This is a genomic window from Bradyrhizobium sp. SZCCHNRI3052 (genome assembly GCF_032484895.1).
Classification (GTDB): Bacteria; Pseudomonadota; Alphaproteobacteria; order Rhizobiales; family Xanthobacteraceae; genus Bradyrhizobium.
Genome location: NZ_JAUETW010000009.1, coordinates 61,450 through 74,068, shown reverse-complemented (window position 1 = coordinate 74,068; position 12,619 = coordinate 61,450). Strand labels below are relative to the sequence as shown.

The window sequence follows — 12,619 nt, the reverse complement described above, 5'->3', positions numbered from 1 at the left end:
GCGCGGCCAGAAGTTTTGCCCTATCAAACGGCGGGTATCAGCCGGCATTTTCACGTGATGATGGGTCGAGCGGTCGCACGCTGCTCGCGCCGGATATCGTCGACAGCGCGGTGATCGCTTCCTCGCACCATTCCGCCACCATGCGTTCGTGGCGCAGGCCGAGACGCAGGTTGAGGAGCTTGCCCATATCGGCCGGGGCCACGTTGCCGTCCGCATAATGCTTCTTGAGGATGCGATCGTAACGCTCGGCGCGGTCGCGATGATGCTCGAGCCGCGCCATCAGGTCGGCCCGGATCGGCCCGATGTCGGCGGCGCCCAGTGCATAGAGCCGGACGAGAAGATCGTCCTTCGTCGAGGCCGGCGTGCTCGGCCGCGCCGCCCAGCTGCGAAACGCCGCGCGGCCCTCCGCGGTCAATGTGTAGACCAGCTTGTTGGGCTTGCCGGTCTGCACCACCTCGCGCCCCTGGATGTAGCCGCGGTCGCGCAGCCGCGACAGCTCGCGGTAGATCTGCTGGTGGTCCGTCTTCCAGAAGAAGCCGATCGAGGAGTCGAACGTCTTGGCGAGCTCGTAGCCCGTCATCGGATGTTCGGTGAGGCAGGCGAGGATGGCGTCGCCGAGGGCCATGGCCGGAAACTGCTCCCGTTTTTCTGATCGTGTTCTGCCCCGCTCCACGCTTGACATTATGCACACTGGCGCATATGCGTCAATGTGCATATGGGGTGGTTGTGGTGCTGGCCTGTTCCGCCCCGAGGAGACGCCCAATGACAATGACCGGCCTCGATGGATGGTACGGCTACATGAGGTCTCACGATCTCGGCGCTTTGCGGGAGCTGCTGCATCCCGACGCCGTGTTCGAAAGTCCCGTCGTGCACACGCCGCAACGCGGCCGCGACATTACCTTCAAATATCTCGCGAGTGCTGAGAAAGTCTTAGGCGGTCCCGGATTCAAGTATGTCGGGGAGTGGCGTAACGCCACGGGCGCCGTGCTCGAATTCGAGAACGAGATCGAAGGGATCAAGCTCAACGGCGTCGACATCATCAGCTTCGACGACGCCGGTCTGATCACACATTTCAAGGTCATGGTGCGCCCGCTCAAGGCGATCAATTTGCTGCACCGCCTGATGGGCGAACAGCTCGCCGCCATGAGCAAGCCGTCGTGACGCGACCGACAGTCGCAAACTAACGGCTGCCGCAAGCCTTGAGAAATCGCTACAGTCCGCGGCCTGCATTGCCTGCCGCGTCCGTGGAATTCCCCGTCTGAAACTTCAGCCTTCCTGCCGGAGACGCCAATGCCGATCTACAAAGCCCCCGTGGAAGATGTCACCTTCCTGCTCAACGACGTGTTCCAGATCGACCGCTACGACAATCTGCCGGGATTCTCCGATGCTTCGGCGGATGTCCGCGAGGCGATCCTCGGCGAAGCCGCCAAGCTCGCCGAAGAGGTGCTGCATCCGCTGAATCGCGTGGGTGATCTCGAAGGCTGCAAGCGCCATGACGACGGCAGCGTGACCACGCCGAAAGGCTTCAAGGACGCCTACAAGCAGATCGTCGAGGGCGGCTGGCTCGGCCTGTCGGCGCCAACCGAATATGGCGGGCAGGGCCTGCCGGTGACGCTCAGCCAGACCGTCAACGAATTCCAGTGCTCCGCCAACATGGCGTTCTCGATGTATGGCGGCCTCACCATGGGCGCCACCGCCGCACTCATCGTGCATGGCAGCGAGGAGCAGAAGAAGACCTACGTGCCGAAGATGGTCGCCGGCGAGTGGACCGGCACCATGAACCTCACCGAGCCGCATTGCGGCACCGACCTCGGCCTGCTCCGCACCAAGGCGGTGCGCCAGGCCGACGGCAGCTTCAGGATTTCCGGCACCAAGATCTTCATCTCGGCCGGCGAGCATGACTTGGCTCCCAACATCATCCACCTCGTGCTCGCCCGCATCGAGGGCGCGCCGGCCGGCATCAAGGGCGTGTCGCTGTTCGTGGTGCCCAAGTTCATGGTCAATCCCGACGGCACGGTGGGTGCGCGCAACGGCGTCACCTGTGGCTCGATCGAGCACAAGATGGGCATCCACGGCAATTCGACCTGTGTGATGAACTACGACAACGCCACCGGCTGGCTGATCGGCGAAGAGAACAAGGGCATGCAGGGCATGTTCGTGATGATGAACGAGGCCCGGCTCGGCGTCGCCGTGCAGGGTCTCGCGCAGTCCGAGGTGGCCTATCAGAACGCGGTCGCCTATGCGCGCGAGCGCATCCAGGGCCGCTCGCTGACTGGGCCCAAGGCGCCCGACAAGGCCGCCGATCCGATCATCGTGCATCCCGACGTGCGCCGGACCCTGCTGTCGATCCGCGCCTTCAACGAGGCCGCGCGCGCCATGGTGGTGTGGACCTCGCTGAAGAGCGACGTCGCGCACCGCTCGCAGGACCCGAAGGACCGCCAGGCCGCCGACGACCACATGGGCCTGATGACCCCGGTCATGAAGGGCTACATGACCGACATGGGCTTCGCCAACGCGGTCCAGGCGCAGCAGATGTATGGCGGCCACGGCTACATCGCCGAGTGGGGCATGGAGCAGTTCGTGCGCGATGCGCGCATCGCCATGATCTACGAAGGCGCCAACGGCATCCAGGCGCTGGATCTCGTCGGCCGCAAGCTGCCGCGCGACGGCGGCCGCGCCGTGATGGCCTTCTTCAACGAGGTCGGCTCGTTCGCCAAGGAGCAGGGCGGCAACGATGCGATGAAGCCGTTCGTAGCCCCGTTGTCGACCGCGCTCGGCCATCTGCAGCAGGCCACCACGTGGCTGATGCAGAACGCGATGACCAAGCCGGACAATGCCGGCGCCGCCGCGACCGACTACATGCATCTCTTTGCGCTGGTCACCTTCGGCTACATGTGGGCGAAGATGGCGAAGGTGGCGCAGGACAAGATTGCGGCCGGCGACGGCTCGACCTATCTCACCACCAAGCTGGTGACGGGTCGCTTCTTCATGGAGCGCGTGCTGCCCGAAACGGCGGCGCATCTCGCCCGCCTCCAGGCCGGTTGTGCGACCGTGATGGAACTGCCGGCGGAAGCCTTCTGAGGATCAGACGACAGCCGGTGCGCGCCGCGCGCGGGCTCCGTCGTCAATGCGAACAACAAATCTGACCAGATGAGGAGGGCGTGATGCCTGAGGCCTTTATCTACGACCACGTACGGACTCCCCGCGGCCGCGGCAAGGCCGACGGCAGCCTGCATGAGGTGACCGCGCTCGCGCTCGCCACCGTGCCTTTGAAGGCGCTGAAGGACCGCAACAACATCCCCGAGGACGCGGTCGACGACGTCGTGCTCGGCGTGGTCGATCCGGTCGGCGAGGCCGGCTCCGACATCGCGCGCTTCGCCGCGCTGAATGCGGGTCTCGGCGATGCCGTTCCGGGCATTCAGATCAGCCGCTTCTGCGCCTCCGGCCTCGACGCCGTGAACTTCGCCGCGGCGCAGATCATGAGCGGCCAGCATGAGCTGGTCATCGGTGGTGGTGCGGAATCGATGAGCCGCGTCGGCATCGGTGCGTCCGGCGGCGCCTGGCCGATGGATCCGTCGATGGCGGTGCCGTCCTACTTCATGCCGCAGGGCGTCTCGGCGGACCTGATCGCGACCAAATACGGCTTCTCGCGCGACGACGTCGACGCCTATGCGGTGCAGAGCCAGCAGCGCGCGGCGAAGTCCTGGGAGGAAGGCCGCTTCGACAAGTCGGTGGTGCCGGTCAAGGACATCAACGGCCTGACCATCCTCGCCAAGGACGAGCACATGCGTCCCTCGACGACGATGCAGTCGCTGGCGCAGTTGCAGCCGTCGTTCGTGCAGATGGCGCAGATGGGCGGCTTCGACGCGGTGGCGATCCAGTCGCATCCGGAGATCGAGCGCGTCAACTACGTGCATCACGCCGGCAACTCCTCGGGCATCGTCGACGGCGCCGGTGCGGTGCTGCTCGGCAGCAAGGAGGCAGGCGCGAAGTACGGCATGAAGCCGCGCGCGAAAATCCGCGCCTTCGCCAATATCGGCTCGGAGCCCGCGATGATGCTGACGGGCCCGGTCGACGTGACCGAGAAGCTGTTCGAGCGCTCGGGCATGAAGAAATCCGACATCGATCTGTTCGAGCTCAACGAGGCGTTCGCCTCGGTTGTGCTGCGCTACATGCAGGCGTTCGAGATCGACAAGGACAAGATCAACGTCAATGGCGGCGCGATCGCGCTCGGCCATCCGCTCGGCGCCACCGGCGCGATGATCCTCGGCACCGTGCTCGACGAGCTCGAGCGCACCGGCAAGGCGACCGCGCTGGTGACGCTGTGCATCGGCGGCGGCATGGGCACCGCGACCATCATCGAGCGGGTGTGACGGTGCGCTCCCTCCCCCCTTGCGGGGGAGGGTCGGGGAGGGGGGTGCCACGCGCTCCACTGCCCGTGAGGACCCCCACCCCCGACCCCTCCCCGCAAGGGGGAGGGGAGACGAAACATCGGGGCTGACGCAGCACAGACGCGCCCCTGCCAAATCTGGGAGCACCACATGGCCTACAAGAACTTCAAGCTCGAAACCGATGCCGACGGCATTGCGCTGATCACCTGGGACATTCCGGGCCGTTCGATGAACGTGCTCGACGAGACCTCGACCAACGAGCTCGAGGCCCTCGTCAAGGAGACCACTGCGGACGCCGCCATCAAGGGCGTCGTCATCACCTCGGCAAAGGAGGCGTTCTGCGCCGGCGCCGATCTGTCGATGCTCGAGGGCATGAACCGCATCTATCTGGACGTGCTGAAGAGCAAGGGCGAGGAAGCCGCCAACCAGATGCTGTTCGACACCAGCCGGCGGTTCTCGCTCATCAACCGGGCGATGGAAACCTCCGGCAAGCCGTGGGTCGCTGCGATCAACGGTCTTGCGCTCGGCGGCGGCTTCGAGATCACCCTGTCGTGCCACTACCGTGTCGCGGCCGAGAATCCGAAGACCCGGCTCGGCCTGCCCGAGATCAAGGTCGGCCTGTTCCCGGGCGCCGGCGGCACCCAGCGCGTGCCGCGCATCGTGCAGCCGCAGGACGCGATGAACCTGCTGTTGAAGGGCGAGGCGCTGACGCTCGACAAGGCCAAGGCCATGAAGCTGGTCGATGCGATCGTGCCGGCGGCCGACCTCATCAAGGCCGCGAAGGATTGGATCAAGGGCGGTGGCAAGGCCGTCGCACCGTGGGACGAGAAGGGCTTCAAGCTGCCCGGCGGCCCGGTGTTCTCGAAGAACGGCATGATGATGTTCCCGGCCGGCAACGCCATCTATCGCCGCGAGACCTACGACAACTACCCGGCCGCGCGCGCGATCATGAGCTGCGTCTATGAAGGCCTGCAGCTGCCGATCGATGCCGCGCTGCGCGTCGAATCGCGCTACTTCACCAAGATCCTGCGCTCGAAGGAAGCGGCGGCGATGATCCGCAGCCTGTTCCTGTCGATGCAGGAGCTCAACAAGGGTGCGCGCCGCCCGGCGGACGTGCCGGCGACCAAGATCAAGAAGATCGCCGTGATCGGCGCCGGCTTCATGGGCGCCAGCGTCGGCTACGTCTCGGCCCGCGGCGGCCTCGAGGTCGTGCTGATCGACCGCGATCAGGAGAGCGCCGACAAGGGCAAGGCGCATGCGCAGAGCGTGATCGACGGCCTGGTCAAGAAGGGCCGCGCCAAGCCGGGCGAGGCCGAGGCGATCATGGGCCGCATCACTGCGACCGCGGACTACGCGGCGCTGAAGGAATGCGATCTCGTCATCGAGGCCGTGTTCGAGGACCGCAAGGTCAAGGCCGAGACCTACGCCAAGGCGCAGGCCTATCTGAAGGACGGCGCGATCTTCGCGTCGAACACCTCGACCCTGCCGATCACCTCGCTGGCCGAGGAGTTCAAGGACCAGGGCCGCTTCATCGGCATCCACTTCTTCTCGCCGGTCGAGAAGATGATGCTGGTCGAGATCATCATGGGCAAGAACACCGGCGACGTCGCGCTGGCGACCGCGCTCGACTACGTCCGCGCCATCGGCAAGACGCCGATCGTGGTCAACGACTCCCGCGGCTTCTTCGCCAATCGCTGCGTGATGCGCTACATCGCGGAAGGCAACGAGATGTTCCTCGAAGGCGTGCCGCCGGCGATGATCGAGAACGCCGCCAAGATGGCCGGCATGCCGGTCGGCCCGCTGTCGCTGTCGGACGAAGTCGCGCTCGATCTCGGCCTCAAGATCATGAAGGCGACCGAGCATGATCTCGGCCCCAACGCGATCAACCAGGACCACAAGAAGCTGATGGTCGAGCTGGTCGAGAAGCAGGGCCGCTTCGGCCGCAAGAACGCCAAGGGCTTCTACGACTATCCCGAGAAGGGCAAGGGCCAGAAGAGCCTGTGGCCGGAGCTGCCGTCGTTGCAGCCGAAGCATCTCGATCCCGACACGCTCGATGTCGAGGAGCTGAAGCAGCGCTTCCTGGTGGTGCAGGCGGTGGAAGCCGCGCGCACCGTCGAGGACCACGTCATCACCGACGTGCGCGAGGCCGATGTCGGCTCGATCTTAGGGTTCGGCTTCGCGCCGTTCACCGGCGGCACGCTGTCCTACATCGACTTCATGGGGACGAAGAAGTTCGTCGAGCTGTGCCACAAGTTCACGGCGAAGTACGGCTCGCGCTTCGCCCCGCCGAAGCTCTTGGAGGAGATGGCCGCCAAGGGCGAAACCTTCTACGGCCGCTTCCCGCCGAAGAAGGCGGCGGCTTGAGACCGGAATGCTAGGCGGAAGCGAGCCGCGCTTGCTGTCCATTCCCTCCCCCCTTGTGGGGGAGGGTTAGGGAGGGGGGTAGCCACAGGCACCAGCGCTTGTGGCTACCCCCCTCTCTATCTCTCCCCCACAAGGGGGGAGAGAACACACTGCCCGAGAAGCAACAGCGAGTTCTTTCAAGATCTCGCTCACCCCGCCTTCATCAGCCCTTCCTTGGTCAGCGCCTCCTGCACCTTCGGCCGTGCGGCGACGCGGTTCTTGTAGGCCACGAGATTCGGCATCGCCGACAGGTCGAACTTCATCCGGTCCGCCCAGGTCAGGATGGTGAACAAATAGCCGTCGGCCACCGTGAATTGCTGGCCCATCAGGTAGTCGCGGCCGGCGAGCTGGCTGTCGATGTATTTGAACTTGCCCATCACGCGGTCCTTGAAGAACGCCTTGGCGTCGTCGGCGAGCACCGGTGAGAACATCGGGCCGAAATTCTTGTGCAGCTCGGAGGTGATGAAGTTCAGCCACTCCAGCAGCTTGTAGCGCTCGCCGCTGTCGCGCGCCGGGGCGAGGTTCTTGGTCGCCGCCTGGTCGGCGATCATCTGGACGATCACCGGGCCTTCGGTCACGATCTCCCCGCTCGGCAACCCCAGCGCCGGCACCTGGCCCTTCGGATTGATCTTCAGGTAATCGTCACCATTTTCCAGGGTCTTGGCGCGCAGATCGACCTTGACCAGGTCGTAGGGCAGGCCGGCTTCGAGCAGGGCGATATGGGGCGAGAGCGAGCAGGCGCCGGGTGAATAATAAAGCTTCATCTTGTATTCCCTCCGTGAGACCGTTTTGTCCTTGGAACCTATCGAGCGGTCGCACCCGCCCTTACATGCAGGTGCATGGAATAGTCAAGATTGATGCAGCTGCATCGAATGCGCTAGACTGCGCATCCGAGGATACGAGCCGGCCCATGAAACGCAAACCATCGACCGAGGCGACCGCCGCCTGGATCCGCCTGATGCGGGTCCAGAGCCGGGTGCTGGACTGCGTCGAGCAGGAGCTGAAGAAGGCCGGTTTTCCGCCGCTCGCCTGGTATGATGCGCTGCTGGAGCTGTCCCGGGCGCCCGCGGGCGAGCTGCGCCCGGTCGAGCTGGAGCGGCAGATGCTGATCCCGCAATATTCCACCTCCCGGCTGATCGACCGGCTGGTCGACGAAGGTCTGGTCGTCCGGCGCGAATGCAAGATGGACAAGCGCGGCCAGTTCGTCGAGATCACCGAGGCCGGACGCGAACTGCAGAAGCGGATGTGGTCGGCCTATTCCGCCGCGATCGAGAAGCATGTCGGCTCCAAGCTGTCGGATACCGACGCTGCCAAGCTTTGCATGCTGCTGGATCGCCTTGGCTGCTCCTGTGGTCAGGCCGCTCCGTTGGCGGCCGGAGAGGGCGCGGCGACCCGATGAAGCATCCGTTCCCATTCACATCCGCGGCCCCCTGGGGTCCGCGGCCCTTCCTGTCACCACGCGCGACCCTCGAAGCGCTTCTGAACCGAGACTCCCATGGCGCGTGACCAGATCGATATGACCCCGCTGCAGTCGCGCGACGAACTGGTGGCGTGGCTCGCGGCCGGCGTGAAGCCGCCGTCCGCCTTCCGCATCGGGACCGAGCACGAGAAGACGCCGTTCACGCTCGACGGTCATCGCCCCGTGCCCTACGAGGGCGCGCGCGGCATCGGCGCGCTGCTCGAAGGCATGAAGCTCCTGCTCGGCTGGGAGCCGATCATGGAGCGCGGCAACATCATCGGGCTCTATGACGTGACCGGCGGCGGCGCCATCTCGCTGGAGCCGGGCGGCCAGTTCGAGCTGTCCGGCGCGCCGGTCGAGACCGTGCACCAGACGCATGCGGAACTGATGGCGCATCTGGCGCAGGTCCGCGAGATCGCGACTCCGCTCGGCATCGGCTTTCTCGGCCTGGGCATGACGCCGTCCTGGTCGCGCGCCGAAATACCCCTGATGCCCAAGGGCCGTTACAAGATCATGACCAGCTACATGCCGAAGGTCGGCCGCTATGGCCTCGACATGATGTACCGGACCTGCACCGTGCAGACCAATCTCGACTTCTCTTCCGAAGCCGACATGGTCAAGAAGCTCAGGGTCTCGGTGGCGCTGCAGCCGATCGCGACCGCACTGTTCGCCAATTCGCCGTTCACCGAAGGCAAGCCGAACGGCTTCCTGTCGTTCCGCTCCGAGATCTGGCGCGACACGGACAATCAGCGCTCGGGCATGATCCCGTGGGCGTTCGAGGATGGCATGGGTTTCGAGCGCTGGGTGGACTACGCGCTCGATGTTCCCATGTATTTCGTGAAACGCGAGGAGACCTATATCGACGTCTCCGGCACCTCGTTCCGCGACTTCTTCGCAGGCAAGAACCCGGCGATGCCGGGCGAGCGTCCGACGCTGTCGGACTGGGCCAATCACCTCTCGACGATCTTCCCGGAGGTGCGCCTGAAGCGCTACCTGGAAATGCGCGGTGCCGACGGTGTGCCATGGGGCCGGCTGCCGGCGCTGCCGGCGTTCTGGGTCGGCCTGCTCTACGACGACGTCAGCCTCGACGCGGCGTGGGACCTGGTCAAGACCTGGTCCGCGTTCGAGCGCCAGAACCTGCGCGACGACGTGCCGCGCCTCGGCTTCAAGGCGCGTGTTCGCAACCGCTACGTGTTCGAGATCGCCAAGGAATGCCTGACCCTGGCGCATCTCGGTCTCCGCCGGCGCAGTCGCATCGACCATCTCGGCCGCGACGAGAGCCGCTTTCTCGAGCCGCTCGATCAGATCATCGATTGCGGCCGCTCGCCGGCCGAGGAGATGCTGGAGAAGTTCGACGGCCCGTGGGGCGGCTCGGTCGAGCCGGCCTACGACGAATATGCGTTCTGATCGGAACGGCCGAGCCTGCAGCCGTCGCAGGTTCGCTGCGTCGCCTGTTCCGCGTTGAGGCGGTTGGCGGCACGGGTCCGCTGTTTTTTGTTGCGATTTGTGTCCCAGGTTCGATTCAGCGCCTGGGCGCCGCTGCTTTGCCTTCCGCAGCTCCCACCGGTCCGGGCCGTTCATCCGCCATACAGGTTCGTGGCGATCAAATGACTGCCTAAAAACTCGTAAGAAAACTCGAACATTAACAATGGGTCGGATGGTTCAGCGGCGGCGCGTGGGGCGCTTCATCGGGGCATGGCTGAGGGTACTGGCGTGCCTGTTCGCGGCTGCGTGCCTGACGCCGGCTTCAGCCCAGACCTATTCCGATCGTCCCGGCGGCGACTACATGAGCGCGCCGATCGCCTCCGGCGACCCGGCCGATTGCGCGCTGTTGTGCGAGCACGACCGGCGCTGCCGCGCCTGGAGCTTCAACTATCCGACCGTGATGGAAGCGGGCGCGGTGTGCTGGCTGAAGAACAGCGTGCCGGCGCGCGTGCCGGACAATTGCTGCGTTTCCGGCGTGCGCGGCGCGGGCGTCGTCGAGATCCGCAATGATGCGGTCGAGACGTCGATCGACCGTCCCGGCGGCGACTACCGCAGCTTCGACATCAAGACCACCGATCTGAAGGGCGGCGAGAAGGCCGAGAAGGCCGCTGACAAGGGCAGCGACAAGGCCGCGGACAAGAAGGAAGAGAAGGTCGCCGACGCCGAGGACATCTGCAAGGCCGCCTGCACCGGCGACAACAAATGCCGCGCCTGGACCTTTGCGCGGCCCGGCTACGCCGGCAAGGAAGCGCATTGCTTTCTGAAGAAGGAAATCAAGCCGCCGCGCCGGCGGGCGGGGTTCACGTCAGGCGTCGTGCGATAGCGCGGGGCGATGAGTCTCGCTCCTTCTTGTCGATCGTCAGAGCCACCGTTATTGCGAGCTCTCGCAATGATGCCAACTGAAGATGCGATGTCGAAGAAGCATCGTGCACCGGTGGCGCGCCAAACTCAGTCGTCATTCCGGGACGTGACGCGCAGCGGCACGGGCCCGGAATCCATAATCACGATGGTGGTTATGGATTCCGGGCTCGCGCTGCGCGCGCCCCGGAATGACGGATGAGAGAGGGGGCTCCCGATCCTGTCTGGTCGCGCTCAATCCGCCGCGGCTATCACTGTGATCTCCGGCCATAGCGTCTTCCAGCGGTCCGCCTTGGCCGTGTAGTTCGTCGCCGAGAAGTTGGCCGTGTAGTTCGGCCGCACGATCATCTGCGCGATGTCAGCGAGGCCCCTGGGCGCATAGAGCTCATATCCATCGGTAACGGGGCGGAGCCCGACCTGCGTGTTGACGGTGAGAAACCGGTCGATTCCATCGGTTAATCGCGACACGGCGGGGTAGGGACGACCGTGCTTGGTGGGATACCAGAGATGGACGCGGGCCTGGTTGCGCACCTCCACCTTGGCTTCGATGTCATGGAGGTAGGATGCGATGCGCCGGATGACGGCGTCCTCAGCATCCCACGACGTATCCGGATCGAAATAGAAGATGTCGTAGTCGTTGATGCCGTGATCGATCGGACGGCCGGTGCGCACGTTCCAGACGCTCTGAGTCAGGCAGCCGGCGACGACCCAGGCATCGGGCACGGCCGTTTCACGCAGCACGCGCATGATCGCGGTGTTGACGGGGTTGCGCAGTGCGGCTGCGATGAAATCGTCCTTGGTCATGATGGTCGAAGGCATCAGAACATGGGTGCCGTCGACACGTTCAATACACGAGATGGAGGACGGCGTGCAGCCCGTTTCAGCTGCGATCGAACACGGCGAGCGCCTTCTTCGACGCCAGCGCCCGCCACTGCCGGCGCAACAGCGGCTCTGCGTCGGCGCGCCTCGCCTTCGACAGGCGCAGCAGCACGATCGGATAGTCGCGGTAGTGATCGGTGACGTAGAACAGCTTCGGCCGGCTTTCCACCAGCATCGCGCGTTCGTCCGGCGGCACGCCCGGAAGGACGAGACTGTCCCCGTCCTCCTTCAGGCGCGCCAGCATCTCCTTGCGCACCTTCAGCGCGGGTGTCCCATAGGACGTGCCGGCCTCGACTTCCGGCCATGCCAGCGCAAGCGCCCTGACATCGTCGAAGGTCATCGGCGTTCGCTCAGCGCACCGCGGTGAAGAAGCGATCGAGCCGGAAGCCGGACAGCCAGGCCCAAACCGGCTGGTTCTTGAAGCCGAGGTCCCAGGAGCCGACCACGGCATCGGCGCGGCCGACGAGGTTGTCGATCGGCAGCAGGCCGACGCCGCCGTCGCGCAAGGCCACGCGGCTGTCGGCGGAGTTGTCTCTGTTATCGCCGAGCACGAACAGCTTGCCGGGCGGCACCGTCACCTCCGGCGTGTTGTCGAGCCGGCCGTTGTCGCGCATCTTGAAGATCAGGTGCGACACGCCATTCGGCAGCGTCTCGACGTAGCGATAGGCCGGCTCGTTGCGGCCAGTGTCGTCCTCGGCATCGCCGATGCCGTCGGGCTTGAGCGCCGCGGCCTGGCCGTTGATGTAGAGCTGGCCCTGGCGCATCTGGATGCGGTCGCCGGGCAGGCCGACGACGCGCTTGACCCAGGCCTGCGAGTTGTCGCCCGGCCAGCGGAACACGACGACGTCGCCGCGCTTCGGCGTCTCGCCGAACAGGCGTCCCGTCTCCGGCAGCGTAATCTGCATCGGCAGCGACGAGGTGCCGTAGCCGTAGGGGAATTTCGACGCCAGCAGGGCGTCACCGATCATCAGGGTCGGCTCCATCGAGCCCGACGGCACGTAGAACGGCTCGGCGATGGCGCCCTTGGCGACGAACACCACCATGACGACCGCGACGAGCTGCGCGAGCTGGCCGCCCCAGGTGCTTTCCTTGCGGACGCCGCCCGCGCGCGTCGCCTTGGTGGTCTTGTCCGTGGACATCTTCT

12 protein-coding genes are annotated in these 12,619 nt (G+C 65.3%); 7 read left to right on the top strand and 5 right to left on the bottom strand.

Going from position 1 to position 12,619, the window contains the following annotated elements; all coding sequences use genetic code 11:
- Positions 1-37: 37 nt before the first annotated feature.
- On the bottom strand, positions 38-625 hold the full coding sequence (locus QW887_RS23360) for a PadR family transcriptional regulator (RefSeq protein WP_315717938.1): 588 nt from the start codon (positions 623-625) through the stop codon (positions 38-40).
- 137 nt (positions 626-762) lie between these two features.
- Between QW887_RS23360 and QW887_RS23355 the strand changes: the two genes are divergently transcribed.
- From QW887_RS23355 to QW887_RS23340, 4 genes are all read left to right on the top strand, one after another.
- Positions 763-1,161 (top strand): nuclear transport factor 2 family protein, encoded by a 399-nt coding sequence (locus tag QW887_RS23355; protein WP_315717936.1) that lies wholly within the window; start codon positions 763-765, stop codon positions 1,159-1,161.
- 129 nt (positions 1,162-1,290) lie between these two features.
- Positions 1,291-3,081, top strand: coding sequence for an acyl-CoA dehydrogenase C-terminal domain-containing protein (locus QW887_RS23350; protein ID WP_315717935.1), 1,791 nt, complete (start codon positions 1,291-1,293; stop codon positions 3,079-3,081).
- A gap of 83 nt (positions 3,082-3,164) precedes the next feature.
- The gene (locus tag QW887_RS23345; protein WP_315717934.1) at positions 3,165-4,373 is read left to right on the top strand and encodes an acetyl-CoA C-acetyltransferase; all 1,209 of its coding nucleotides are present in this window, start codon (positions 3,165-3,167) and stop codon (positions 4,371-4,373) included.
- A 168-nt stretch (positions 4,374-4,541) separates the two neighbouring features.
- Positions 4,542-6,755, top strand: coding sequence for a 3-hydroxyacyl-CoA dehydrogenase NAD-binding domain-containing protein (locus tag QW887_RS23340; protein WP_315717933.1), 2,214 nt, complete (start codon positions 4,542-4,544; stop codon positions 6,753-6,755).
- A 188-nt stretch (positions 6,756-6,943) separates the two neighbouring features.
- On the opposite strand, the gene gstA is transcribed toward QW887_RS23340, so the two are convergent.
- Entirely contained in the window at positions 6,944-7,558 is a 615-nt protein-coding gene (gene gstA, locus QW887_RS23335; RefSeq protein ID WP_315717932.1) for a glutathione transferase GstA, read from the bottom strand.
- A gap of 146 nt (positions 7,559-7,704) precedes the next feature.
- Here gstA and QW887_RS23330 point away from each other — a divergent pair, with 146 nt between their 5' ends.
- From QW887_RS23330 to QW887_RS23320, 3 genes are all read left to right on the top strand, one after another.
- Positions 7,705-8,193 carry a helix-turn-helix domain-containing protein gene (locus tag QW887_RS23330; protein WP_315717931.1) on the top strand — a complete coding sequence of 163 codons (489 nt, stop codon included), beginning with the start codon at positions 7,705-7,707 and terminating at the stop codon, positions 8,191-8,193.
- A gap of 96 nt (positions 8,194-8,289) precedes the next feature.
- Complete coding sequence (locus QW887_RS23325; protein ID WP_316165580.1) at positions 8,290-9,660, top strand: glutamate--cysteine ligase; 1,371 nt, start codon at positions 8,290-8,292, stop codon at positions 9,658-9,660.
- Between the two features lie 250 nt (positions 9,661-9,910).
- Entirely contained in the window at positions 9,911-10,561 is a 651-nt protein-coding gene (locus QW887_RS23320) for a PAN domain-containing protein (RefSeq protein WP_316195158.1), read from the top strand.
- A gap of 269 nt (positions 10,562-10,830) precedes the next feature.
- On the opposite strand, the gene QW887_RS23315 is transcribed toward QW887_RS23320, so the two are convergent.
- From QW887_RS23315 to lepB, 3 genes are all read right to left on the bottom strand, one after another.
- Complete coding sequence (locus tag QW887_RS23315) at positions 10,831-11,400, bottom strand: nucleotidyltransferase family protein (protein ID WP_316195156.1); 570 nt, start codon at positions 11,398-11,400, stop codon at positions 10,831-10,833.
- Positions 11,401-11,476: 76 nt separating this feature from the next.
- Positions 11,477-11,815 (bottom strand): MmcQ/YjbR family DNA-binding protein, encoded by a 339-nt coding sequence (locus QW887_RS23310; protein ID WP_316165579.1) that lies wholly within the window; start codon positions 11,813-11,815, stop codon positions 11,477-11,479.
- A gap of 10 nt (positions 11,816-11,825) precedes the next feature.
- Positions 11,826-12,614 (bottom strand): signal peptidase I, encoded by a 789-nt coding sequence (gene lepB, locus QW887_RS23305; RefSeq protein ID WP_409977988.1) that lies wholly within the window; start codon positions 12,612-12,614, stop codon positions 11,826-11,828.
- Positions 12,615-12,619: the final 5 nt, after the last annotated feature.

Coding starts and splice junctions, on each gene's coding strand:
- QW887_RS23360 (WP_315717938.1), bottom strand. CDS start 625: ATGGCCCTCGGCGACGCCATCCTCGCCTGCCTCACCGAACATCCGATG.
- QW887_RS23355 (WP_315717936.1), top strand. CDS start 763: ATGACAATGACCGGCCTCGATGGATGGTACGGCTACATGAGGTCTCAC.
- QW887_RS23350 (WP_315717935.1), top strand. CDS start 1,291: ATGCCGATCTACAAAGCCCCCGTGGAAGATGTCACCTTCCTGCTCAAC.
- QW887_RS23345 (WP_315717934.1), top strand. CDS start 3,165: ATGCCTGAGGCCTTTATCTACGACCACGTACGGACTCCCCGCGGCCGC.
- QW887_RS23340 (WP_315717933.1), top strand. CDS start 4,542: ATGGCCTACAAGAACTTCAAGCTCGAAACCGATGCCGACGGCATTGCG.
- gstA (WP_315717932.1), bottom strand. CDS start 7,558: ATGAAGCTTTATTATTCACCCGGCGCCTGCTCGCTCTCGCCCCATATC.
- QW887_RS23330 (WP_315717931.1), top strand. CDS start 7,705: ATGAAACGCAAACCATCGACCGAGGCGACCGCCGCCTGGATCCGCCTG.
- QW887_RS23325 (WP_316165580.1), top strand. CDS start 8,290: ATGGCGCGTGACCAGATCGATATGACCCCGCTGCAGTCGCGCGACGAA.
- QW887_RS23320 (WP_316195158.1), top strand. CDS start 9,911: ATGGTTCAGCGGCGGCGCGTGGGGCGCTTCATCGGGGCATGGCTGAGG.
- QW887_RS23315 (WP_316195156.1), bottom strand. CDS start 11,400: ATGACCAAGGACGATTTCATCGCAGCCGCACTGCGCAACCCCGTCAAC.
- QW887_RS23310 (WP_316165579.1), bottom strand. CDS start 11,815: ATGACCTTCGACGATGTCAGGGCGCTTGCGCTGGCATGGCCGGAAGTC.
- lepB (WP_409977988.1), bottom strand. CDS start 12,614: ATGTCCACGGACAAGACCACCAAGGCGACGCGCGCGGGCGGCGTCCGC.